Genomic DNA, 23,145 nt, shown 5'->3' on the forward strand with positions numbered 1-23,145 from the left:
CCCCCCTTCCGCTCAGAAAAAGATATCCGCCGCCGAGATGGCACGGCGGCCCTCGGGCGTCGTCAGGATCAGCGCGCCGGTCTGGTCAATCGTCTCGAAGGTGCCGCGATAGGTTTCGCCGCCGACGCGTGCGGTGATTTCTTCGCCCAGACGCGCCGCCCGCGCGAGCCACGCATTGCGGATCGCGTCGAAGCCGTAATCGCGGAACTGTCGATCATAATGATCGAAGGCCTGCGCCAGCATCGGCAGGAAGTCGACCGGAGCGATCTGCATCCCGGTCTCGCCCAGCAGGCTGACCGGCGCCATCGCTTCGGGCTCGATCTCGGACCGCTCGGGGGCCACTGCGAGGTTCACGCCGATGCCAATCGCGATTGTCTCTGCGCCCTGCAGGCTCTCGAGTAGGATGCCCGCGACTTTGCCGCCGTTCAGCAGCACGTCATTGGGCCATTTGATGGTCAGCCGCGCATGCGGTCCCGCGACATGCGCGAGCGCGGCCTCCAACGCGAGTGCCGCGACGAAGGAATAGAGCGCGGCATGAGCCAGCCCGCCTTCGGGCCGCATCACCAGGGTCGCCGAGAAATTGCCGGATGGCGCGCGCCACGCCCGTCCGCGCCTCCCGCGCGCGGCGGTCTGCTCATGCGCGAAGATCCAGGCTGAACCGGAGAGGCCCGGCGCTAGCCGGGCCGCTTCATCCATGGTGCTATCGACCGAGGGCAGGACGTGTCGCGCCACGCCCTCGGGCCAGTCATCGCGCTCAGTTGACAAGAGCCGCCGCCGCAGCCTGGGCCGCGCCCTCGATGCCGAAGAGGTTGAAGATGCCGATCAGCATCGCCAGCGCCGAGACCACCAGAAGGCCCCACTGGACCGCGGGCATCCGATTGTCGAGCGGATCCGTCTCCTTGCCGAAATACATGTAGAACACGATCCGCAGGTAGTAGAAGGCCGCCACGACCGAGGCGATCACGCCGAGCAGCACGAGCCAGATATAGCCCGCGTGCAGCGCCGCTTCGAGCACCGCGAACTTGGCGAAGAAGCCCAGCATCGGCGGCACACCGGCGAGCGAGAACAGCAGCACCAGCATCGCCAACGCCTTGACCGGGGCCTGACGGGCGTATTGATTGAGCGCCTTGAGTTCGGTCACCGGCTGGCCGTCACGCTCCATCGAAAGCATGAAGGCGAAGACGCCGACATTCATCGTCACGTAGATCGCCATGTAGGTCAGCATCGACTGCACACCCTCGACCGTGCCCGCCGAGAGGCCCAGCAACACGTAGCCCATATGGGTGATCGAGGAATAGGCCATCAGGCGCTTGATGTTCGACTGACCGATCGCCGCGACCGAGCCCCAGACCATCGACAGGCCCGCGAGCAGCGCGAGGATCTGGCCCCACTCCGCCGGCACCTGGCCGAAGGCGTCGAAGACGAGACGGGCGATCAGCGCCATCGCGGCGATCTTCGGCGCCGTTGCGAAGAAGGCGGTGACCGGCGTGGGCGAGCCCTCGTAGACGTCGGGCGTCCACATGTGGAACGGCACTGCCGAAACCTTGAAGGCGAGACCGGCGATCAGGAAGACCATGCCGAACAGTAGGCCGATCGGCAGGTGACCGGCTTGCACGACCCCGATGATGCCCGCGAATTGCGTGGTGCCCGCGAAGCCGTAGGTCAGCGAAGCGCCGTAGAGCAGGATGCCCGAGGACAGCGCGCCAAGGACGAAATACTTCAGACCCGCTTCCGAGCTCTTCTCGCTCTCGCGGCGCAGCGCGGCCACGATGTAGAGCGCGAGCGATTGCAGCTCGAGCCCCATGTAGAGCGACATCAGGTTGCCCGCCGAAACCATCATCATCATGCCGATGACGGCCAGCGTCGCCAGGATCGGGTATTCGAAGCGCAGCAGGCCGCGGCGCTGCATGTAATCGGTGCCCATCGCGAGCACCAGCGCGGCCGCGATCAGGATCATCACCTTGGTGAAGCGCGAGAACGCGTCGTCGATGAAGAGGCCGCCGAAGGCCTCATGCGAGCCCACCTCGGCCAGGCCGATCCAGGCCGCGATCACCAGCATGACGCCGGAGGTGATCCACAGCAGCGTCGGCGCAAGCTTGTCCTTGCCGAACCACACACCCGCGAGCAGGGCCACCATCGCGTAGACGGCGAGCAAAAACTCCGGAAGGACGATCGAGAAATCCGCAGAAGTCATCCCTCAGCTCCTCAGTGTTCGACCAGGTCGGACAGATACGTGTCCGGCAAGGCATCGTGATAGTTCTGGACGAGTTGCGTCACCGACGGCCCGATGATGTTGGTCACCAGATCGGGGTAGACGCCAAGGATCAGGGTCATCGCCACCAGCGGCGCGAAGATCCACTTCTCGCGCGTGGTGAGATCGGTGATCGAGCGCAGGCTCTCCTTGATCAGGTCGCCGAAGACGACCCGGCGATAGAGCCAGAGCGCGTAGGCGGCCGAGAGGATCACGCCGGAGGTCGCGAACATCGCGGCCCAGGTGTTGACCTGGAACGTCCCGGCGAGCGTCAGGAATTCCCCGACGAAGTTACCGGTACCCGGCAGCCCCACATTGGCCATGGTGAAGAACATGAAGATCGTCGCATAGGCCGGCATCCGCTTGACGAGGCCGCCATAGGCGTCGATCTCGCGAGTGTGCATTCGTTCGTAGATGACGCCGACCAGAAGGAACAGCGCGCCCGAGACGAAGCCGTGCGAGACGACGAGGAAGATCCCGCCCTCGATGCCCTGCTGCGTCCCCGAGAAGATCCCGAGCAGCACATAGGCCATGTGCGCGACCGAGCTATACGCGATGACGCGTTTGATATCGGTCTGCACCAGCGCCACCAGCGAGGTCCAGATGATCGCGATCACCGCGAGCCACATCGCCCAGGGGCCCACGACGATGTTGCCCACCGGGAACATCGGCAGCGAGAAGCGCAGGAAGCCGTAATCAGCCAGTTTCAGCAGGATCGCGGCCAGCACGACCGAACCGGCCGTCGGGGCCTGAACGTGCGCTGCGGGAAGCCAGGTATGCACCGGCCAGAGCGGCATCTTGATCGCGAAGGAGATGAAGAAGCCGATCCACAGCAGCGTTTGCACCCCGCCGGGGATCGATATCCCCAGAACATCCACCGGTGTGTACGGGAACTCGTAGACGAGTAGCCCCGGCATGTCCGTCGTTCCGGTGTGGAAGTAGATGTAGATGATCGACACCAGCATGAAGACCGAGCCGAAGAAGGTATAGAGGAAGAACTTGAACGCGGCGTAGACGCGCTGCTTGCCCCCCCAGATGCCGATGATCAGGAACATCGGGATCAGGCCTGCTTCGAAGAACAGGTAGAACAGCACCAGATCGAGCGTGACGAAGGTGCCCACCATCAGCGTCTCGAGGACGAGGAAGGCGATCATGTATTCCTTCACGCGGTCGGTGACGTTCCAGCTGCCGATGATCACGAGCGGCATCATGAACGTGGTCAGCATCACGAAGAGGATCGACAGCCCGTCGACACCCACGCGGTACTGGAAGCCCATGATCCAGGAGTATTTCTCCATGAACTGGAAGCCGGTGTTGGACGGGTCGAACCCGGCCAGCAGGAACAGCGAGATCAGGAAAGTGACCGAAGTCGCGGTCAGCGCCACCCATTTCGCGTTGCGGTCCGCCTCGGGCGAGCCGCCACGCAGAACCAGCGCGAGGATCAGCGCCGCCACGGCGGGCGTGAAGATGACGATGGAAAGAAGGTGTTGCATCAGTTCGCCCCCCCGTTGAGGACGACCCAGAGCATGAGACCGACGATCCCGATCACCATGGCGAAGGCGTAGTGGAACAGATAGCCCGATTGCATCCTGTTAAGGAACCTCGTGAATGTCGGGACGATGCCAACGGCCATACCGTCGATGACCCGGTCAATCGAGCCCTCGTCCCCTTTCTTCCAGAATTGATAGCCGAACCAGAGCGCCGGGCGCATGAAGACACGCTCGTACAGCTCGTCGAAATACCACTTGTTAAGCAGGAAGCTGTAGAGCCCGGGTTGGGCTTCAGCCATCCGCCGCGGCAGGCTCACATCCTTGATGTAGAACATCCAGGCGACAAGCAGCCCGGCCAGCATCGCCACGAAGGGCGAGACCTTGACCCAGGCCGGCGCGTGGTGCGCCTTGTCGATCACCTCGTTCTCCTGCCCCATGTAGATGGAGCCCTGAGGTGCGACACCCGGATACTCGATGACCGCGGTCGAGGCGCCGACGCTCGGCGAGGTCTTGGCCTCGTCCATCAGCTCGGCCTCGGCCTGCTGTTCGGACATGTTCGGATCCGGCACCGGCGGCGTTTCACCCTGCCCTGCGGCATGGCTTGCCTCGCCCGACTGCGCGGCTTCGCCACTCGTCGCGTGCCCGGCATCCGCCGTCTGCTCGGCATGCGCGGGAAGGCCGAAGAACTTCACCAGCTTCGCGTGATCGCCGAAGAAGACGTTGTACCAGATCATGCCGGCGAAGATCGCGCCGAAGGACAGTACGACCAGCGGCACCGTCATGACCCACGGGCTCTCTTTGGCGTGATCATGCGCATGATGATCGCCGCGCGGCTTGCCGAAGAAGGTCATGAAGATCAGGCGCCACGAATAGAAGGACGTGAAGGCCGCCGCGATGACCAGAAGCCAGAAGGCATAGCCAGCACCCGAGCCGCCCCAGACGCTCTCGATGATCGCGTCTTTCGACAGGAAGCCTGCGAAACCGATATGGGTGAAGGGAACGCCGACACCGGTGATCGCCAGCGTGCCGAAGATCATCGCCCAGAAGGTCAGCGGCACCTTTTTGCGGAGGCCACCGTAGTTGCGCATGTCCTGCTCGTGGTGCATCGCGGTGATCACCGAGCCTGCCGAAAGGAACAGCAGCGCCTTGAAGAAGGCGTGGGTCAGCAAGTGGAACATCGCCACCGAATAGACGCCGACGCCCGCGGCCGCGAACATGTAGCCCAGCTGCGAACAGGTCGAATAGGCGATGACGCGCTTGATGTCGTTCTGCACCAGACCCACGGTCGCTGCGAAGAAGGCGGTCGAGGCACCGATGACGACGATGAAGGTCTGCGTATGCGGCGCGTATTCGTAGACCGGCGACATCCGGCAGACGAGGAACACACCCGCGGTCACCATGGTCGCGGCGTGGATTAGCGCCGACACCGGCGTCGGGCCTTCCATCGCGTCCGGCAACCATGTGTGCAGGAAGAGCTGCGCCGATTTGCCCATCGCACCGATGAACAGAAGGAAGGCACAGAGCTCGACCGCGTTCCAGTTCCCCCAGAGGAAGTCCAGGCTCGTTTCGGACAGGGCCGGGGCCGCAGAGAAGACGTCGTCCATCTTCAGCGAACCGGTCATGTAGAACAGACCGAACAGCCCGAGCAGGAAGCCGAAATCGCCGATACGGTTCATGATGAAGGCTTTCATCGCCGCCGCATTGGCCGAAGGCTTCTTGTAGTAGAAGCCGATCAGCAGATACGAGGCGAGACCCACGCCTTCCCAGCCGAAGAACATCTGCAGCAGGTTGTCCGAGGTCACCAGCATCAACATGGTGAAGGTGAAGAAGGACAGGTAGGCGAAGAAGCGCGCCTTATAATTCTCGCCCTTCCCTTCGTCGAAATTCTCGTCATGGGCCATGTAGCCCCACGAGTAGAGATGCACGAGCGAGGAGACCGTCGTCACCACGATCAGCATGATCGCGGTCAGCCGGTCCATCCGGATCGCCCATGCGACGTCGAGGTCGCCCGAGGTGATCCAGTTCATAACATGGATGTGCTGCGTCTGATCGCCCAGCGTGAGAAAGACGATCCAGCTGAGAGCGGCGGCGAGGAACAGAAGGCCCGTGGTCAGGACCATCGCGCCCTTTTCGCCGATCACCCGCCAGCCGAAGCCACCAAGGATCGCACCGACCAGCGGCGCAAAGAGAATGATCGTTTCCATCGTCCCTTATCCCTTCATCACGTTGACGTCTTCGACCTCGATCGAGCCGCGGTTGCGGAAGAAGACCACGAGGATCGCAAGGCCGATCGCGGCCTCGGCTGCCGCAACGGTCAGCACGAAGAGAGTGAAGATCTGTCCGACGAGGTCATCCAGATAGGCCGCGAAGGCCACCAGGTTGATATTCACCGCCAACAGCATGAGTTCGATCGACATCATGATGACGATCACGTTCTTGCGGTTCACGAAGATCCCGAAAATGCCGATCACGAACAGCGCGGCAGCTACGCCAAGGTAATGTTCCAATCCGATCATGCGTTCACCCTCGTTTCCGAACTCGCGTTTTTCGCTTGCTTTTGTTCGCTCACAGCCCCTGCCCCGGTTTGACGTCCACCATTTCCATCGTCTTGGACGGATCGCGATGCATCTGCGCGATGACGTTCTGGCGCTTGACGTTGGTGCGATGGCGCAGCGTCAGCAGGATCGCCCCGATCATCGCGACCAGCAGGATCAGGCCCGCCGTCTGGAAGAGGTAGAGGTATTTGTCATAGACGAGCAGACCGATCGCCTGCGCGTTGGTCATGCCCTCGGGCACCGGATCGGCACGGAGGTTTTCCGCCATGCCGGAGGTCTGCCACGCCCCGAAGGCGATGCCCAGCTGCACCAGCATGATGACCGCGATCAGAAGACCCAGCGGCATGTAGCGCGCCAACTCTCCCTTGAGCGCGGCGAAATCGATGTCGAGCATCATCACCACGAAGAGGAAAAGCACCGCGACCGCGCCGACATAGACGATGATCAGCAGCATTGCGACGAATTCCGAGCCCAGAAGCACGAAAAGCCCCGCCGCCGACAGGAAGGTCAGGATCAGCCAGAGCACCGAGTGGACCGGGTTCTTGGAAATCACCACCATGAAGCCCGCGACCAACGCCGTAATGGCGAAAAGGTAGAAGGCGAAAGCAAACACCGTCATTCGTTCTCTCCCGAATTCTCGTCGAAGACCGATTGCGCGATCTCGAGCGCGCGGGTCATGGCGGGCACCCCGCCGAACATGCTCATCTGAAAGATCACCTCGGCGATCTCGCGTTGCGTGGCCCCGGCCTCGAGCGCGTGGCGGATCGTCAGGCGCAGCTGCGAGTCCGCCTGCGCGCCCAGCACCGTGAGCGCCGCAATCGTCACCAGAAGCCGGGTCCGGCTGTCGAGCCCTTCACGGTTGAAGGTCTTGCCGAACCACATCTCCATCATGTCCTTGGACATGGTGGGGAAGAGCTTCTCCATCGCAGCCGGGTTGAAACTTTCCAGCGCCGGATTGAACAGCCGGGCCATCTCGGCCGACTGCTCCATCATCGTGCTGAAGAGTTTCGAAAAATCGTCGGTCATCTGTAAGGCGCATCCAGTTCGAGGTTGCGTGCGATCTCGGCTTCCCAACGGGCCCCGTTCTCGAGGAGCTTCTGCTTGTCGTAGAACAGCTCCTCGCGGGTCTCGGTCGAGAATTCGAAATTCGGACCTTCGACGATCGCATCGACCGGGCAGGCTTCCTGACAGAAGCCGCAATAGATGCATTTCGTCATGTCGATATCATAGCGCGTCGTGCGGCGCGAACCGTCGGCGCGGGGTTCCGCGTCGATCGTGATCGCCTGCGCCGGGCAGATCGCCTCGCACAGTTTGCACGCGATGCAGCGCTCTTCCCCGTTGGGGTAGCGGCGCAGGGCGTGCTCGCCGCGGAAGCGCGGCGAAAGCGGGCCCTTCTCATGCGGGTAGTTCAGCGTGGGTTTCGGCGCGAAGAAATAGCGCATCCCCAGACCGAAGCCTTTGATGAAGTCCACCAGCAGGAAATACTTGGCAGCGCGGTTATAGTCGAAAGCCATCTATCAGCTCCCCATCGCCCAGCGGGCCCAGAAGTGCCCGAAGATTTCGAATTTCGCGAGGAAGGCGATGATCACCACCCAGGCCAGCGACAGCGGCAGGAAGACTTTCCAGCCAATCCGCATAAGCTGGTCGTAGCGGTAGCGCGGCACGATCGCCTTCACCATCGCGAACATGAAGAAGAAGAACACCATCTTGGCGAACATCCACAGCACCCCGTCGGGCAGCCCCGGGATCGGGGACAGCCAGCCGCCGAAGAACAGGATCGACATCAGCGCGCACATCAGCCAGATCGCGATATATTCGCCGGCCATGAACAGCAGATACGGCGTCGAGCTGTATTCAACCATGAAGCCCGCGACGAGTTCGGATTCCGCTTCCGGAAGGTCGAAGGGCGGGCGATTGGTCTCGGCCAGCGCCGAGATGAAGAACAGCGCCACCATCGGCAGGTGCGGCAGCCAGTACCAGCCCAACAGGCCCCAGCCGGTATCCTGCGCGCGCACGATGTTCGACAGGTTGAGCGAGCCGGTCGAGATCACGACGCCGATGATGATCAGGCCGATCGAGACTTCGTAGGAGATCATCTGCGCCGCGGAACGCAGCGAACCGAGGAACGGGTATTTCGAGTTCGACGCCCAGCCGCCCATGATCACGCCATACACCTCGAGCGAGGAAGCCGCGAAGACGAACAGAAGTGCAACGTTGATATCGGCGAGCACCCAACCGTCGGCAAACGGGATCACCGTGAAGGTCAGCAGCGCCAGCACGAAGCTCAGGATCGGGGCGAGGAAATAGACGAACTTGTCGGCGCCCGCCGGCACGACGATTTCCTTGACCACGTATTTCAGCGCATCCGCGAAGGTCTGCATCAGGCCCCACGGCCCGACGACGTTCGGCCCGCGACGCATCTGCACGGCAGCCCAGATCTTGCGGTCGCCATAGACCAGCCAGATCATCGAAAGCATCACGAAGGCGATAACCGCCAAGCTCTGCAGCACGATCAGCAGGAAGATCCCGAAAGGTGTCGTGAAGAATTCAGCCATGATGTCCCACTCTCTTCATACGGTCGGAATGCCGCGATCCTTGCAATCGGCGACGGTCACTTCCGCGTCGATCGTCTTGAGTCCCTGCGGCAAGGCGGGCGAGATGGTGTAGACCGCATCTGCCCGCCAGATGCCACCCTCTTCAGTCACATTCGTGCGCACATGGCGCGCAAATCCATAGCCACGCACCAGCGCGTATTGCGCGGCTGCGCATTGGGCATAATCGGTCGCCGCTTTCTCGCTGGCGCCCTCGCCCGAGACACGCGCGCGGATCTCCACCAGATCGCTGTCGAGGAGCCGCGTTTCGGTGCCCCGATAGACCGGTTTGACCGCGCTATCCCCCTGCGCCCCGCCGGTCGGCGTGCACGCCGCCAGCCCGGCCAGAAGGCCGGGAGCGAGCGGTGCGATATTGGGCAGGGTCTGCATCATCCGTCTCAATCTCACTCGGCGGCCACCGGCGCTTCGGCCCGCGCTTTCGCGAGGCTGGCGCATTCGCCCATTACCACAGAGGCCCGTGCGATCGGATTGGTCAGGTAGAATTCGCGGATCGGGAGGCGGAAGGTGGCCTTGCCCATGTCGCGCGGCTCGATCGCCTGCACTTCGTTCTCCACGACCTGATCGACCTGCGCCAGATGCGGCACCGCCTCGACCATCGCGCGGCGCAGACCTGCAAGCGTGTCCCAGGGCTGCTTGGCGTCCAGCTCAGCCGAAAGCGCGCGCAGGATCGCCCAGTTCTCTTTCGCCTCGCCCGGCGGGAAGGCCGCGCGGAAGGCAAGCTGCGGACGGCCTTCGGTGTTCACGAAGAGGCCGTTTTCTTCCGTGTAGGCCGCGCCCGGCAAGATAACGTCGGCGCGGTTGGCTCCGCGGTCGCCGTGGCTGCCCTGATAGATCACGAAGGGACCGCCCTCGGCGCGCGGGGTGATCTCCACCTCGTCGGCGCCCATGTTGTAGATGACTTCTGCGCCGTCGATGGCCGCGAGCAGACCGCCCTCGGTCACTGCGCCCACATCCATCGCGCCGACACGGGCCGCAGCGGTATGCAGCACCATGAACTTGGCGTTGGAGTTCTCGGCCAGCTTCATCGCATGGGCCAGAACCGCCTCGCCGTCGGCTTCATTCAGAGCGCCCTGCCCGATGATGACGACCGTGTTCTTGGCCTTCGTCTCGTCGGAGATCGTCTTGGAGGACAGCTCGGCCAGCGCGGCGCGGTCGGTGCCGACATGCTCATAGTCATAGGTCAGGTCGCAGGCTTCACCGACGAGACCGACGTTCGCGCCCTTGGCCCAGGCCTTGCGGATGCGCGCGTTCAGTACGGGTGCTTCCACGGCCGGGTTCGCGCCGATGATCTGCACCATCTCGGCGTTGTCGAGATCCGCGATTGTCGCGTTGCCCACATAGCCGTAGCGGTTGCCGATCGGCAGGCGCGCGCCATCGGTGCGGCATTCGACTTTGCCGCCCAGCCCCTCGATCAGCTGCTTGAGCGAGAAGGCTGCCTCGGTCGAGACGAGATCGCCGACGAGACCAGCGACTTTCTTGCCCTTCATCGCTTCGGCGGCGGCGCTCAGCGCCTCGCCCCAGCTTGCGGGCTTCAGCTTGCCGTCGACGCGGACGTAAGGCCGGTCGAGACGCTGGCGGCGCAGGCCGTCCCAGACGAAGCGGGTCTTGTCGGAGATCCACTCCTCGTTCACCTCGTCATTGTTGCGCGGCAGGATGCGCATCACTTCGCGTCCCTTGGTATCGACGCGGATGTTGGAGCCCACGGCGTCCATCACGTCGACGGTCTCGGTCTTGGTCAGCTCCCACGGACGCGCGGTGAAGGCGTAGGGCTTCGAGACCAGCGCGCCCACCGGGCACAGGTCGATGATGTTGCCCTGCATGTTCGAGTCGAGCGTCATGTTCAGGTAGTTCGCGATCTCCGCGTCCTCGCCCCGGCCGGTCTGGCCCATCTGGGTGATGCCCGCGACTTCGGTGGTGAAGCGCACGCAGCGGGTGCAGGAGATGCAGCGCGTCATGTGCGTCTCGACCAGCGGGCCGAGGTTCAGCTCGGTCGCGGCGCGCTTGGGCTCACGGTAACGGCTGAAGTCCACCCCGTAAGCCATTGCCTGGTCTTGCAAATCGCATTCGCCGCCCTGGTCGCAGATCGGGCAGTCGAGCGGGTGGTTGATGAGCAGGAACTCCATCACCCCCTCGCGGGCCTTCTTGACCATCGGCGAATTTGTCTTGATCACCGGCGGCGCCCCTTCCGGCCCCGGGCGCATGTCGCGCACCTGCATCGCGCAGGAGGCGGCGGGCTTCGGCGGGCCGCCCACGACTTCCACGAGGCACATCCGGCAGTTGCCCGCGATCGACAGACGCTCGTGGTAGCAGAACCGCGGGATCTCGATCCCCGCCTGCTCGCACGCCTGGATCAGCGTGAGGTTCGGATCGACCTCGACCTCGTTCCCGTCGATGATGATCTTTCTCAGGTCAGCCATGGCTATCCGTCTCGTCTCTTCGGGCGCGGGGTTGCCCCCGCGCGGGTTTATTTCACGCCGCGTTGCCGCAGCCCATCGGGAAGACCCAAGCGCCATCCCGGTAAGTATCATTGATCGACGAGGCCACAGCCCCGCCGCAGATGGCGTTCGCGGCCCGCTTGGCCTCGGCGCCCTCGTAGTTCGCAAAGGACGCGGCCTGTCGCATCACGACCAGCGCGCCGTTCGCGTCATAAGCCGCCGTGTAGCCCTCGAGTGCCGCCAGACGGCGCGGCCCTTTCGAGGCCTCGTTGCCGCTCGTCGTGCCCATGCAGCCGCCAAGCGCCAGCGCGCAGCCCGATATGATCACAGCCCGCATCATGCCGCCCTGTGCCGTGGTAGGGTTCAGTTCCATCTGAGCACCTCCGCGACGGTGCTGCGCCGCAATCCGCCCTGATCCCACAAGATATGCGCGTGATCGTCCTGATTGATCTGGATCGCAACGAGCGAGGGATTGCCCGGCGGAAGCAGCGCCCCGGTCGCGACCTCGAAAGAGCGGCCGTCCGGCTGGGCGCAGCGGAACACCACGTCTCCGGTATCGCCCTTGATTGTGTATTCGATCTCGCGCCCGGTCCGCAGCGAGACCTTGCCGGTGGTGTTGAACACCTGGCACGCCGTCCCCTTCGGGAAGAACCCGAAATCGACCGTCAGCTTCGCCGGCTCGGCGGCGGCACCGCCGGCGAGCGAAAGAAGGGTCAAACTGGCAAGGGACAGGCGTTTCACGATACTCACTCCGCAGCCATCGCGCCCATGCGGCCCGTCTTGCGGGCCTTGATGCGGTCTTCGATCTCTTCGCGGAAGTGACGGATCAGGCCCTGGATCGGCCAGGCGGCCGCGTCGCCGAGCGCGCAGATCGTGTGGCCTTCGACCTGTTTCGTCACATCGAACAGCATGTCGATCTCTTCGATCTCGGCCTCGCCGCGCACGAGGCGATCCATCACGCGCATCATCCAGCCGGTGCCTTCGCGGCAGGGCGTACACTGGCCGCAGCTCTCGTGCTTGAAGAACTTGGACAGGCGCCAGACCGCTTTGATCACGTCGGTGTTCTGATCCATGACGATCATGCAGGCGGTGCCGAAGCTGGATTTCAGCTCGCGCATACCGTCATAGTCCATGATCGCGTCTTCGCATTGCTCGGCGGGCAGGATCGGGCAGGATGCGCCGCCCGGGATCACCGCCTTGAGGTTCTTCCAGCCGCCACGGACGCCGCCGCCATGCTTCTCGATCAGTTCCTTCATCGAGATCGACATGGTCTCTTCGATGACGCAGGGCGTGTTGACGTGGCCCGACATTGCAAACAGCTTCACGCCGGTGTTGTTCGGACGACCGAAGGAGGCATACCACTCCGCGCCGCGACGCAGGATGGTCGGGACAACGGCGATGGATTCCACGTTGTTCACTGTGGTCGGGCAACCGTAGAGGCCCGCGCCTGCCGGGAAAGGCGGCTTCATCCGGGGCATACCCTTCTTGCCTTCGAGGCTCTCCAGCAGCGCCGTTTCCTCGCCGCAGATATAAGCGCCCGCGCCGTGCGACAGGTAGACGTCGTAATCATAGCCGGAGCCGCAGGCGTTCTTGCCGATCAGCCCGTCTTCATAGGCTTCGTCGATCGCGCGCTGCAGCGCCTCTTTCTCGCGCACATATTCGCCGCGGATGTAGATATACGCCGCCGCGGCGCCCATCGCGAAACCTGCGATCAGCGCGCCTTCGACCAGCGTATGCGGATCGTGGCGCATGATTTCGCGGTCCTTGCAGGTCGCGGGCTCGGATTCGTCAGCATTGATCGCGAGGAAGGCGGGACGCCCGTCGCTTTCCTTCGGCATGAAGGACCACTTGAGACCTGTCGGGAAGCCTGCCCCACCGCGCCCGCGCAGGCCGGAGGCCTTCACTTGCTCGATGATCCAATCCTTGCCTTTCGACAGGATCTCGCCAGTGCCGTCCCAATGCCCGCGCATCTTCGCGCCCTGCAGAGAGCGGTCATGCATCCCGTAGAGATTGGTGAAGATCCGGTCTTGATCCTTCAGCATATCGCTTCCCTCACTTGCCGGCTTTCCGGCGCCAGATGCGCCAGACGAGTGCCAGCGCGTAGATATAGGCGGCTATCGCCGCGAGATCGCCGATCAGCGCGACCTGCGCCGACCAGCCCTGTTGTTTTCCGATCCATTGCAGGAGGAGCCAGAGGATCGTGGCGACGGCGATGATAAGGGCGGCCCTACGCCCCAACGCCCTGTCGTGCTCGTCGATCTGGCTCATTCACCCCCGCTCAGTAATCGTTCGTCTTCGCCCGTTCGAGGAACGCATCCATGCCTTCCTCGACGATGATTTTCGCCTGGCTGACCCACTTGTCGCGGGTGCAGCGGCCCTTGAAACGCGGCACGTTCTGGTCCGCATAGGCAATCTCTTCGGGGCCCCATTTCGCGATTTGGTCGAAATGGTAAATGCCCCAGCCGTTCAGCGTTTCTTCAAGCTTCGGCCCGACGCCTTCGATCTTCTTGAGATCGTCGGCCCCAGCCTTGCGCGGCTGCTTGAGCCCGCGCGGCTTCTTGCCGGCGCCTTCGGCGGCCTCGGGTTGGCCCCCGGCACCGGCAGAGGACGTGTCCGCGACCTGCGCCGACATCGCGGAGAGCGGGGTCGCATCCTCGCTCTCGGGCTCCGGCGCGTCCGCTTTCGGCTCAGCTTCGGCCTCTGCCGCAGTCTCTTCCGCTGCAGGCTCAGCTTTCGGCTCTTCCGCCTCGGCTTCGTCCGTCGCGGGCTTGGTTGTCGGGCCGGGCTCGGGCCTGTCGGCCTCGGGCGTGGCCGCCTCGTCTTTCGGCGCGACCGCGTCGGCGCGCTCCACCTCGCGCTCGGCTACGGGCGTCGGAGACGCCGCCGCCGCCTGCGCCTGTGCGGCAACGCCTTCGGGAGACGACGCGTTGAAGCTCTCAACGGGGCTTTCGGGGATCTCGGAGCCCTCGTCCGAGGCCCCGGTGCCGTCCGCCTCGCCTTGAACCCCATGCTCGGAGCAGAACGCCCAGATCAGGAAGGCCCCGAACAGCAGGAAGGTCATCAGGCCAAGGAAGAGCGCCACGAAGAAGGGCTCATGCGCCACAACCATCAGGAAAACGGTGACCACGATCCCCGTAATGCCTGCCCAGATACCTGCCTTGCCGCGGCACCCCTGTGTCTGATCACCCATTCCCGTCTCTCCATTCACGCCGCCTAACGGCGGTCTCTACCCTGTTGCGCTTACTCGTAAATGCCATCTTTCTTTGCGCGGGACGAGAATTCGGTCTCTGCCCCGCTGGCCAGTTTCTCTGCCTGACCTTTCCAGTCGTCGCGGCTCGCGCGACCCTTGAACCCTTCGAGATTTGCGTCAACCCATGCGAGTTCCGCATCGGACCAGGCCGCGATCTGGTCGAAGTGATAGATGCCCATCGAATGCAAGAGCGTCTCCAGCTTCGGCCCGACGCCCTTGATCATCTTCAGATCATCTGCCCCGCCGTCGCGCGGCGCATCGAGAAGCTTGGGCTGTTCACCCTCGGACACGGCGGTGTCGGCCTTCGCATCGGCTTCGGTGCCCACGGGCTCGCGCTTCGAGCGCGGAACGGACTTCGAGGTGGCGGGCGCCTCGGCCTCGGTCACGCCGGTCTTGTCCGCGGGCGTGCCCTTGGCAGGCTTGGCCTCGGTCTTCTTGGCCGCCTTGCGGGCCTCGTCCTGTTGCGCGGCGGAGCGCGGACGCTCCTGCCCCATCGTGCCGATCGGACCGCGCTGGCCGGAGCTTTGCCACGGCGCTTCCAGCGGCACCTCGGTGCCGTCGATGCGCTTGATGGTGTCGCCGATCGCGAGCGCACGGGCGACGGAATAGTTGTAGTCTTCCTTGTCACCCTTGGTCTCGATGAGCGCGGTCAGACCCGAAGCGGGCTCCGACGAGAAGCGACCGGTCTGCGAGCCGGGCTTCGGCACGGTGCCGTTGCCCATCTCGTCGATCAGCTTCGCGAGGCTCTCCTCGGTCAGATCTTCGTAGTAATCCTTGCCGACCTGCATCATCGGGGCGTTCGCGCAGGCGCCGAGGCATTCGACCTCTTCCCACGAGAACTTGCCGTCTTCCGAGAGCTGGAACGGCTCGGGGGCGATCTTCTCCTTGCAGACCTTCATCAGGTCTTCCGCGCCGCAGATCATGCACGAAGTGGTGCCACAGATCTGCAGGTGTGCGACCGAGCCGACCGGGGCCAGCTGGAACATGAAGTAGAAGGTCGCGACCTCGAGCGCCCGCATATAGGGCATGTCGAGCATCTCGGCGACGTATTCGATTGCCGGACGGCTCAGCCAGCCTTCCTGTTCCTGCGCGCGGAACAGCAGCGGGATGATCGCCGAGGCCTGACGGCCGACCGGGAACTTGGTCATCTGGGCCTTGGCCCATGCGAGGTTCTCGGGCGTGAACTCGAAACTATCGGGTTGTTCCGGGTAAAGACGGCGAAGCATTAGCGGTCAACCTCCCCGAACACGATATCCATCGTGCCGATGATTGCAGAAACGTCGGCGAGCATGTGCCCCTTGGCGACGTGATCCATGGATTGCAGATGCAGGTAACCCGGAGCGCGGATCTTCGCGCGATACGGCTTGTTCGTGCCGTCGGCCACCAGATAGACGCCGAACTCGCCCTTCGGCGCTTCGACGGCGGCATAAACCTCGCCCGCGGGGACGTGGAAACCTTCGGTATAAAGCTTGAAGTGGTGGATCAGCGCTTCCATCGAACGCTTCATCTCCGACCGCTTCGGGGGCGTCACCTTGCCGCGAGCAAGCACGTCGCCCTGATTTTCCGGCATCCGCAGTTTCTCGATCGCCTGCAGGACAATCTTGGTCGACTCGCGCATCTCGGCCATCCGGCAGAGGTAGCGGTCGTAGCAGTCGCCGTTCTTGCCGATCGGAATCTGGAAGTCGAACTCGTCATAGCATTCGTAGGGCTGCGCACGACGCAGATCCCATGCAAGGCCGGAGCCGCGCACCATCACGCCGGAATAGCCCCATTGTTGGATTTCTTCCTCGGAGATGACGCAGATATCGACGTTGCGCTGCTTGAAGATGCGGTTCTCGGTCAGCAGCCCTTCGATGTCGTCGAGCACTTTCGGGAAGTGATGCGCCCATTCCTCGATATCGTCGAGCAGCTTCGGCGGCAGATCCTGGTGCACGCCGCCGGGCCGGAAATAGGCCGAGTGCAGACGCGCGCCGCATGCCCGCTCGTAGAAGACCATCAGCTTCTCGCGCTCTTCGAAGCCCCAGAGCGGCGGCGTCAGCGCGCCGACATCCATCGCCTGCGTCGTCACGTTCAGCAGGTGGTTCAGGATGCGCCCGATTTCGGAATAGAGCACGCGGATCAAAGAGCCGCGACGCGGCACTTCCACGCCGGTCAGCTTCTCGATCGCCAAGCACCACGCATGTTCCTGGTTCATCGGCGCAACGTAGTCGAGCCGGTTGAAGTAAGGCAGGTTCTGCAGGTAGGTGCGGCTTTCCATCAGCTTCTCGGTGCCACGGTGCAGCAAGCCGATATGCGGGTCGGCGCGTTCCACCACCTCGCCGTCCAGCTCCAGCACCATGCGCAGCACACCGTGGGCGGCCGGGTGTTGGGGACCGAAGTTGATGTTGAAGTTGCGGATGCGCTGCTCGTCGGTCAGCGTGTCCTTCGAGCCGTCATCATAGACATTGTTGCGGATATCGCCGTCCATCATTTCGCCTCCTCGCCCTTCTCGTCACCGGGAAGGATGTATTTGGCCCCTTCCCATGGCGAGAGGAAATCGAACTGCCGGTATTCCTGCGTCAGTTTCACCGGCTCATAGACGACGCGCTTGAGCACTTCGTCGTAACGAACTTCGACATAGCCCGTCGTCGGGAAATCTTTGCGCAGCGGATGGCCGCGGAACCCGTAATCGGTCAGCAGACGGCGCAGGTCCGGGTGGCCCGAGAACAGGATGCCGAACATGTCGAAGACCTCGCGCTCGAACCAATCGGCACAGGGGTGCAGCTTGGTGATCGAGGGCACCATGTCCTCTTCGCGGATCGCCGTTTTCACACGGATGCGCTGGTTGCGATACATCGAAAGGTAATGCCAGACGACATCGAAACGCTGCGGACGCTCGGGCCAGTCGATAGCCGTGATGTCCACGAGGTTCGTGAAGCGGCAATTCGGATCGTCGCGCAGGAACTCGGTGAAGGCGGGAACCGATTGGGTGGTGATCGTAACCGTCAGCTCGTCGAAGGCGATCTCGGTCGAGACCACGTCATCGGGGCGCTTCAGCTCGATATGGCCGGCCAGTTCGCGAAGGGCAGTATCGTCCATCTCTCGCTCTCCTCAGCGCACCAGCGTGCCGGTGCGGCGGATTTTGCGTTGCAGCTGAAGGATGCCGTAAAGCAGCGCCTCCGCCGTGGGCGGGCAGCCCGGAACGTAGATATCGACCGGCACGACGCGATCGCAGCCGCGCACCACCGAATAGCTGTAGTGATAATACCCACCGCCATTCGCGCAGGAGCCCATCGAGATCACGTAGCGCGGCTCGGGCATCTGGTCGTAGACCTTGCGCAGAGCGGGCGCCATCTTGTTGGTCAGGGTGCCGGCGACAATCATCAGGTCGGACTGGCGCGGCGAGGCGCGCGGCGCGGTGCCGAACCGCTCGAGGTCGTAGCGCGGCATCGAGACCTGCATCATCTCGACGGCGCAGCAGGCAAGGCCGAAGGTCATCCAATGCAGCGAGCCGTTGCGCGCCCAGTTGATGATGTCTTCCGTTGAGGTCAGCAGGAAGCCTTTGTCCTGCAGCTCCTTGTTCAGCGTCTGCGTCGCAACTTCGCGATCCGCACCTGCGGTATTGGCAGAGGTCATCACGCCCATTCCAGCGCCCCTTTCTTCCACTCATATGCGAATCCTACGGTGAGAACCGCGAGGAAGACCATCATTGACCAGAAACCGACCATGGAAATCTGGCCGAAGGCCACCGCCCAGGGGAACAGGAAGGCCACTTCGAGGTCGAAGATGATGAAGAGGATGGAAACGAGGTAGAAACGAACGTCGAACTTCATCCGGGCATCGTCGAAGGCGTTGAAACCGCATTCATAGGCCGACACCTTCTCGGGGTCGGGATTGCGGACCGCCACCACCGCCGCTGCGAGCATGAGCACAAGGCCCAACACGATCGCCATGGCGAGAAAGATGAGGATGGGAAGATATTCGCGCAGCATGTCATGCATGGGCTTGGCTCCCTAACATCGCGACGACTTGTCGCGCAGGTTCTGGCTAGGCGAGCAATAGCCTTGCGCCCCATTGGGGTCAACCGAGAGCAGGCCGGAAAATCATGCAAATGCGGGCCGCGGGTGCTTTTTGCATACGAAGGTATGCGAAATCTGCGAGCTTGCAGAGCCGCTCAGAGCCTGCCCGCGTTGGACTGCGCCGCTTTTGTCGCGACGCAGTCTTTTGACAAACTTAATCAGAGTTTGAATTTTCGGAATATTTGCCTTGCGCGTGGTGGGGCGCTTCTTAAGGCCGCCTTAAGCTTTCCATGCCGGATCGCGCTTCTCGAAAAACGCGGTGATTCCTTCATCCGACTCGGCGGATTCCCAGCGAGTCACCAGCGCCTCGATCGTCATGTCGATCACGCTCTCGTCGATCCGCGGCCCCAGCGACCGGACGAGCGCCTTCGCCTCTGCCACCGCGCCCGGTGCGCAGGCGAGATAGGGCTCGGCCTCGGCCATCACGGCCCGCTCCAGCATCTCGGGCAGGACAACCTTGGCCAGCAACCCCAGATCACGCGCCTCGGCGGCCTCGAAGAGTCGCGCGGACATGAAAACGCGGCGCGCCCGCGCCTCGCCCATGCGCGCGACCACGTAAGGAGAGATCGTCGCGGGCGTCAGACCCAACCGCGTCTCGGTCAGGCCGAATTTCGCACCCTCGACGCCGATGGCCACGTCACAGACCGACATCATGCCGATCCCGCCGCCGAACGCATTGCCCTGCACCGCGCCGATCACCGGTTTCGGGCACGTGTTGAGCGCCTGCAGCATCCCCGCGAGCTTGCGCGCTGCCGCCGCGCGCTCTTTCGCGCCCGCCGCGATCTGGCTCTGCATCCATTTCAGATCCCCGCCCGCGCAAAAGCTGCGGCCTTCAGCGGCGAGGATCACCACGCGCACGGCGTCATCGGTGCCAAGCTGGCCGATGGCCGCGGTGATCTCTTCCATCATCTGCTCGGAGAGCGCGTTATGCTTCTCCGAACGCGCCAGCGTGAGCCGCGCGATGCCACGCGCATCGGTCTCGGTCTTGATCGTGTCAAACATCGCCCTGCCCTTTCATTTTCTTCGCCATTGCGGCGGCCTCAACCAGAACGGCCGAATCCAGCCCAGTCTCGTAGCCTAAAGCCCCGAGTCGCGCCTGCACCGCCTCCGTCGCGACATTGCCCGCCGCGCCGGGCGCATAGGGGCATCCGCCCAAACCGCCGACGCAGGCATCGAACACCCGCAGGCCCATCTCCAGCGAGGCTTCGATATTCTCCAGCGCCCGCCCGGAAGTGTCGTGAAAATGCCCGGCGAGCTTTTCCGCCGGAACTTCGTTCAGCACCGCGCGCAGCATGGCCGTCACGCTCTCGGGTGTGCCCTGCCCGATCGTGTCGCCGAGGCTGATCTCGTAGCAGCCCATGTCGTGCAGCTGCGCTGCGACGCGGGCGACACTCTCCGGCGGCGTCTTTCCGTCGAAGGGACAATCGGTGACGACGGAGATGTAGCCACGGACTTTCACATTATCGGCTTTTGCGGCCTCCATGATCGGCAAGAACCGCTCCAGACTTTCACTGATCGAACAATTGAGGTTCGCGCGCGAGAAGCCCTCGGAGGCAGAGGCGAAGATCGCCACCTCATCGGCCCTGGCCGCTTTCGCTGCCTCATAACCTTTCATGTTCGGCGTCAGCGCGGCGTAGGAAACGCCCGGTCGGCGCGCGATCCCGGCGAAGACCTCTGCCGAGTCGGCCATTTGCGGCACCCATTTCGGGCTGACGAAAGACCCTACTTCGATCCGACGGAACCCGGCCCGGCTCAGGCAATCGACCAGCGCGATCTTGTCGGAAAGCGCGATCTGGCGCTTTTCGTTCTGCAGCCCGTCACGCGGGGCCATCTCGAAGATTTCGACACTCTCAGCCATGGGTTTGCTCCATCGGGGGCAGCTCGTAGAAATCCTGCGCATACATGCTCGCACCGCCCTTCTCGACCGCGCGCTGATAGGCAGGCCGCGCCTCGATCCGGTCGCGATAGGCGGAGATGTTCGGGAAGCCCTCGCGCGGCACGAAGCGGAACATCGCGTCGATATTGAACCCCATCATGCAATCGGCCGCCGAGAACGTCCCGATCATCCAATCGCGCCCGACCAGATGCGCCTCCAGCGCCTTCATCGTGACGCCAAGCCGCTTCGTCTCGAGCGCCATCATCGCGAGCGAGCGCGCCTCGGGCGGGCGCAGGAAGATGTGTTGAATGTTAAGGCTTTGCAGGATGTTGCCCTGCGTCTCCGCGAAATGCACCCATTCGAGGAAATCCGCGCGGGTGGGTTCGCCCGTGACCGGCGCAAGCCCTGCCTCGGGCCGCGTCTCGGTAAGGTATTCGACGATCGCGCCGCTCTCGAAGATCGAGCGCCCGTCGACCTCCAGCGCCGGGATGCGCCCCGCAGGCGAGAGTTCGCGAAACTCGGGACTGCGCAGCGAACCATCCGTGAGCGACCATGTCTGAAGCTCGTAGTCGAGCCCCATCTCTTCCAGCAGCCACAGCACTCGCATCGAACGCGCGCCGGGGATGTGATGCAGTCGGATCATGCCTCGTCCTCCAGCCGGATCAGCGCGGCGCCCGCTTCGACCTGTGCGCCTTCGGCGACCAGAACCTCGGCCACGACACCGTCGCGGGCTGCGCGCATCGTGTGTTCCATCTTCATCGCTTCCATGATGGCGAGCCGGTCGCCCGCCGCCACGGTGTCGCCGGCAGAGACGAAGACCGCCTTCACCAGCCCCGGCATCGGCGCCAGCGTCAGATCGGAGGCGTCGGCATCCGCGCCGCGCGCCAGCGGGTCGGGGATATCGAAGCGATGCGCGCCATGCAGGAAGATGGTGATCGTGCCATCCGACTGCGCCATCCGCGCGCCGGTCTTAGCGCCGTTCACCCGCCAGCCATCCTCGGCCAGTTGGCACGCATGGGCCTCCTCGCCCAGCTCGACCGTGACTTGGCCCGGCCCGTGCACTCGGATCGCAGCCTCTTCCTCGAAGGGTACGGCGCGGCGCGGCGACTGCCAGAGGCTGAAGCCGCTCGCCTCGCCGTCCCAAAGCCCGGCAGCGGCGATCACGGCCAGCGCCTTCGCGGCAACCGGCGTCTCGGTCGGCGCGGCGAGCGCGTCGATCTCGCGCCCGATCAGGCCGGTATCGACCTCGCCCCGAGCGAAACCCTCGTGCCGCGCGAGCCGCGCGAGGAAGGCGAGGTTCGTCACCGTGCCCGCGACTTCCGTCTCTTCCAGCGCTCGCGCGAGTTGCCCTAGCGCGGTCGCCCGCGTCGGCCCGTGGGTGATGACCTTCGCGATCATCGGGTCGTACCACGGGCTGATCGTGTCGCCCGTACGCACCCCGGTATCAGCGCGACATCCATCGGCGAAACGCAGATGCGATAGCGTCCCCGTCGCGGGCAGGAAGCCTGCAGGCACGTCTTCGGCATAGAGACGCGCCTCGAACGCATGGCCGGTGATCGTCAGATCGCCTTGCGCGCAGGGCAGCGGCTCGCCCGAGGCCACGCGCAATTGCCATTCGACCAGATCGACGCCGGTGATCGCCTCGGTCACGGGATGCTCGACCTGCAGGCGAGTGTTCATCTCCATGAACCAAAACCGATCCGGGCGCAGCCCGTCCGAGCCGTCCACGATGAACTCCACCGTGCCCGCACCCTTGTAGCCGATGGCCTCGGCGGCGCGCGTCGCCGCCTGCCCCATCGCCTCGCGCATCTCGGGCGTCATGCCCGGCGCGGGGGCTTCCTCGATCACCTTCTGGTGGCGGCGCTGGAGCGAGCAGTCGCGCTCGAACAGATGCACCGCTTTATCACCATCGCCGAATACCTGCACCTCGATATGGCGCGGCGAGCCGATGAATTTCTCGATCAGCACGGCGGGGTTGCCGAAGGCGGTCTGCGCCTCTCCCTGCGCGGAAGCCAGTGCATCCGCGAAGTCGGACGGCGCCTCGACCAGCCGCATCCCCTTGCCGCCGCCGCCCGCGACCGCCTTGATCAGCACCGGGTAGCCGATCGTGTCAGCCGCGCCCGCAAGATGCTCGGGGTCCTGATTGTCGCCGTGATAGCCCGGCACGACAGGCACGCCCGCCTTTTCCATCAGCGCCTTGGCCGCGTCCTTGAGCCCCATCGCGCGGATCGCCTTGGCCGAGGGGCCGATGAAGACCAGCCCCGCCGCCCCGACGGCGTCGACGAAATCTGGGTTCTCCGAGAGGAACCCGTAGCCCGGATGGATCGCCTGCGCGCCGGTCTGTTTGGCGGCCTCGATGATCGCATCACCGCGCAGATAGCTGTCTTTGGGCGCGGGGCCGCCAATGGCCACCGCCTCATCGGCCATCGCCACATGGCGCGCCTCGCTGTCGGCCTCGGAATAGACGGCTACGGTCGCCACGCCTAGTTTGCGTGCAGTCTCGATCACGCGACAGGCGATCTCCCCGCGATTGGCGATCAGGATCTTGGAAAACATGTCGGTCTCCCCTTTGAGAGCGTCGGAGGGGGCGCTGCCCCCGCTCCTGCGGAGCCCCCCGG

The 23,145-nt window shown here is 63.9% G+C and carries 25 protein-coding genes; all 25 read right to left on the reverse strand.

The window, feature by feature from the left end; genetic code table 11:
• Positions 1 to 12: 12 nt before the first annotated feature.
• The 25 genes from B6V73_RS09280 to B6V73_RS09400 all read right to left on the reverse strand — a co-directional run bounded on the left by B6V73_RS09280 (position 13) and on the right by B6V73_RS09400 (position 23,083).
• Complete coding sequence (locus tag B6V73_RS09280) at positions 13 to 765, reverse strand: biotin--[acetyl-CoA-carboxylase] ligase (RefSeq protein ID WP_075774489.1); 753 nt, start codon at positions 763 to 765, stop codon at positions 13 to 15.
• Positions 755 to 2,194: an NADH-quinone oxidoreductase subunit NuoN gene (gene nuoN / locus B6V73_RS09285; RefSeq protein ID WP_088725082.1), complete on the reverse strand. Its 1,440-nt coding sequence runs from the start codon at positions 2,192 to 2,194 to the stop codon at positions 755 to 757. The genes B6V73_RS09280 and nuoN overlap by 11 nt, the downstream gene beginning before the upstream one ends.
• Before the next feature lie 11 nt (positions 2,195 to 2,205).
• Positions 2,206 to 3,744 (reverse strand): NADH-quinone oxidoreductase subunit M, encoded by a 1,539-nt coding sequence (locus B6V73_RS09290; protein WP_075774487.1) that lies wholly within the window; start codon positions 3,742 to 3,744, stop codon positions 2,206 to 2,208.
• Positions 3,744 to 5,945, reverse strand: a complete 2,202-nt coding sequence (gene nuoL, locus B6V73_RS09295; RefSeq protein WP_075774486.1) for an NADH-quinone oxidoreductase subunit L — start codon at positions 5,943 to 5,945, stop codon at positions 3,744 to 3,746. Before nuoL ends, B6V73_RS09290 begins: the two co-directional genes overlap by 1 nt.
• Before the next feature lie 6 nt (positions 5,946 to 5,951).
• The gene (nuoK, locus tag B6V73_RS09300) at positions 5,952 to 6,257 is read right to left on the reverse strand and encodes an NADH-quinone oxidoreductase subunit NuoK (protein ID WP_075774485.1); all 306 of its coding nucleotides are present in this window, start codon (positions 6,255 to 6,257) and stop codon (positions 5,952 to 5,954) included.
• Positions 6,258 to 6,306: 49 nt separating this feature from the next.
• Complete coding sequence (locus B6V73_RS09305) at positions 6,307 to 6,915, reverse strand: NADH-quinone oxidoreductase subunit J (RefSeq protein WP_075774484.1); 609 nt, start codon at positions 6,913 to 6,915, stop codon at positions 6,307 to 6,309.
• Positions 6,912 to 7,322: a carboxymuconolactone decarboxylase family protein gene (locus tag B6V73_RS09310; protein WP_075774483.1), complete on the reverse strand. Its 411-nt coding sequence runs from the start codon at positions 7,320 to 7,322 to the stop codon at positions 6,912 to 6,914. Before B6V73_RS09310 ends, B6V73_RS09305 begins: the two co-directional genes overlap by 4 nt.
• A complete protein-coding gene (gene nuoI / locus B6V73_RS09315) occupies positions 7,319 to 7,810 on the reverse strand; it encodes an NADH-quinone oxidoreductase subunit NuoI (RefSeq protein WP_075774482.1) in 492 nt (163 codons plus the stop codon). The genes B6V73_RS09310 and nuoI overlap by 4 nt, the downstream gene beginning before the upstream one ends.
• A 3-nt stretch (positions 7,811 to 7,813) precedes the next feature.
• Positions 7,814 to 8,851 carry an NADH-quinone oxidoreductase subunit NuoH gene (gene nuoH / locus B6V73_RS09320; protein ID WP_075774481.1) on the reverse strand — a complete coding sequence of 346 codons (1,038 nt, stop codon included), beginning with the start codon at positions 8,849 to 8,851 and terminating at the stop codon, positions 7,814 to 7,816.
• 15 nt (positions 8,852 to 8,866) lie between these two features.
• Complete coding sequence (locus B6V73_RS09325; RefSeq protein WP_075774729.1) at positions 8,867 to 9,277, reverse strand: hypothetical protein; 411 nt, start codon at positions 9,275 to 9,277, stop codon at positions 8,867 to 8,869.
• A 14-nt stretch (positions 9,278 to 9,291) separates the two neighbouring features.
• Complete coding sequence (nuoG, locus tag B6V73_RS09330; protein WP_088725083.1) at positions 9,292 to 11,325, reverse strand: NADH-quinone oxidoreductase subunit NuoG; 2,034 nt, start codon at positions 11,323 to 11,325, stop codon at positions 9,292 to 9,294.
• A gap of 52 nt (positions 11,326 to 11,377) precedes the next feature.
• Positions 11,378 to 11,716, reverse strand: coding sequence for a hypothetical protein (locus B6V73_RS09335; RefSeq protein WP_088725084.1), 339 nt, complete (start codon positions 11,714 to 11,716; stop codon positions 11,378 to 11,380).
• Positions 11,707 to 12,084, reverse strand: a complete 378-nt coding sequence (locus B6V73_RS09340) for a hypothetical protein (RefSeq protein WP_143597887.1) — start codon at positions 12,082 to 12,084, stop codon at positions 11,707 to 11,709. Before B6V73_RS09340 ends, B6V73_RS09335 begins: the two co-directional genes overlap by 10 nt.
• Before the next feature lie 5 nt (positions 12,085 to 12,089).
• On the reverse strand, positions 12,090 to 13,385 hold the full coding sequence (gene nuoF / locus B6V73_RS09345) for an NADH-quinone oxidoreductase subunit NuoF (protein WP_075774477.1): 1,296 nt from the start codon (positions 13,383 to 13,385) through the stop codon (positions 12,090 to 12,092).
• Positions 13,386 to 13,395: 10 nt separating this feature from the next.
• Positions 13,396 to 13,611, reverse strand: coding sequence for a DUF5337 family protein (locus B6V73_RS09350; protein WP_075774476.1), 216 nt, complete (start codon positions 13,609 to 13,611; stop codon positions 13,396 to 13,398).
• Between the two features lie 10 nt (positions 13,612 to 13,621).
• Positions 13,622 to 14,533: a hypothetical protein gene (locus B6V73_RS09355; RefSeq protein WP_088725085.1), complete on the reverse strand. Its 912-nt coding sequence runs from the start codon at positions 14,531 to 14,533 to the stop codon at positions 13,622 to 13,624.
• A gap of 50 nt (positions 14,534 to 14,583) precedes the next feature.
• Positions 14,584 to 15,819 carry an NADH-quinone oxidoreductase subunit E gene (locus B6V73_RS09360; protein ID WP_088725086.1) on the reverse strand — a complete coding sequence of 412 codons (1,236 nt, stop codon included), beginning with the start codon at positions 15,817 to 15,819 and terminating at the stop codon, positions 14,584 to 14,586.
• Positions 15,819 to 17,063 (reverse strand): NADH-quinone oxidoreductase subunit D, encoded by a 1,245-nt coding sequence (locus tag B6V73_RS09365; protein ID WP_075774473.1) that lies wholly within the window; start codon positions 17,061 to 17,063, stop codon positions 15,819 to 15,821. Before B6V73_RS09365 ends, B6V73_RS09360 begins: the two co-directional genes overlap by 1 nt.
• Complete coding sequence (locus B6V73_RS09370; protein WP_075774472.1) at positions 17,060 to 17,671, reverse strand: NADH-quinone oxidoreductase subunit C; 612 nt, start codon at positions 17,669 to 17,671, stop codon at positions 17,060 to 17,062. The genes B6V73_RS09365 and B6V73_RS09370 overlap by 4 nt, the downstream gene beginning before the upstream one ends.
• Before the next feature lie 12 nt (positions 17,672 to 17,683).
• Complete coding sequence (locus tag B6V73_RS09375; RefSeq protein ID WP_075774728.1) at positions 17,684 to 18,208, reverse strand: NADH-quinone oxidoreductase subunit B; 525 nt, start codon at positions 18,206 to 18,208, stop codon at positions 17,684 to 17,686.
• Entirely contained in the window at positions 18,208 to 18,573 is a 366-nt protein-coding gene (locus tag B6V73_RS09380) for an NADH-quinone oxidoreductase subunit A (RefSeq protein WP_075774471.1), read from the reverse strand. The genes B6V73_RS09375 and B6V73_RS09380 overlap by 1 nt, the downstream gene beginning before the upstream one ends.
• 297 nt (positions 18,574 to 18,870) lie before the next feature.
• Entirely contained in the window at positions 18,871 to 19,653 is a 783-nt protein-coding gene (locus B6V73_RS09385) for a crotonase/enoyl-CoA hydratase family protein (protein WP_088725087.1), read from the reverse strand.
• The gene (locus B6V73_RS09390; protein WP_088725088.1) at positions 19,646 to 20,509 is read right to left on the reverse strand and encodes a hydroxymethylglutaryl-CoA lyase; all 864 of its coding nucleotides are present in this window, start codon (positions 20,507 to 20,509) and stop codon (positions 19,646 to 19,648) included. Before B6V73_RS09390 ends, B6V73_RS09385 begins: the two co-directional genes overlap by 8 nt.
• Positions 20,502 to 21,170, reverse strand: coding sequence for a glutathione S-transferase family protein (locus tag B6V73_RS09395; protein WP_088725089.1), 669 nt, complete (start codon positions 21,168 to 21,170; stop codon positions 20,502 to 20,504). The genes B6V73_RS09390 and B6V73_RS09395 overlap by 8 nt, the downstream gene beginning before the upstream one ends.
• Entirely contained in the window at positions 21,167 to 23,083 is a 1,917-nt protein-coding gene (locus tag B6V73_RS09400) for an acetyl/propionyl/methylcrotonyl-CoA carboxylase subunit alpha (protein ID WP_088725090.1), read from the reverse strand. The genes B6V73_RS09395 and B6V73_RS09400 overlap by 4 nt, the downstream gene beginning before the upstream one ends.
• Between the last annotated feature and the right edge of the window lie 62 nt (positions 23,084 to 23,145).

The organism is Thioclava sp. JM3 (assembly GCF_002213185.1).
GTDB classification, from domain to species: Bacteria; Pseudomonadota; Alphaproteobacteria; order Rhodobacterales; family Rhodobacteraceae; genus Thioclava; species Thioclava nitratireducens.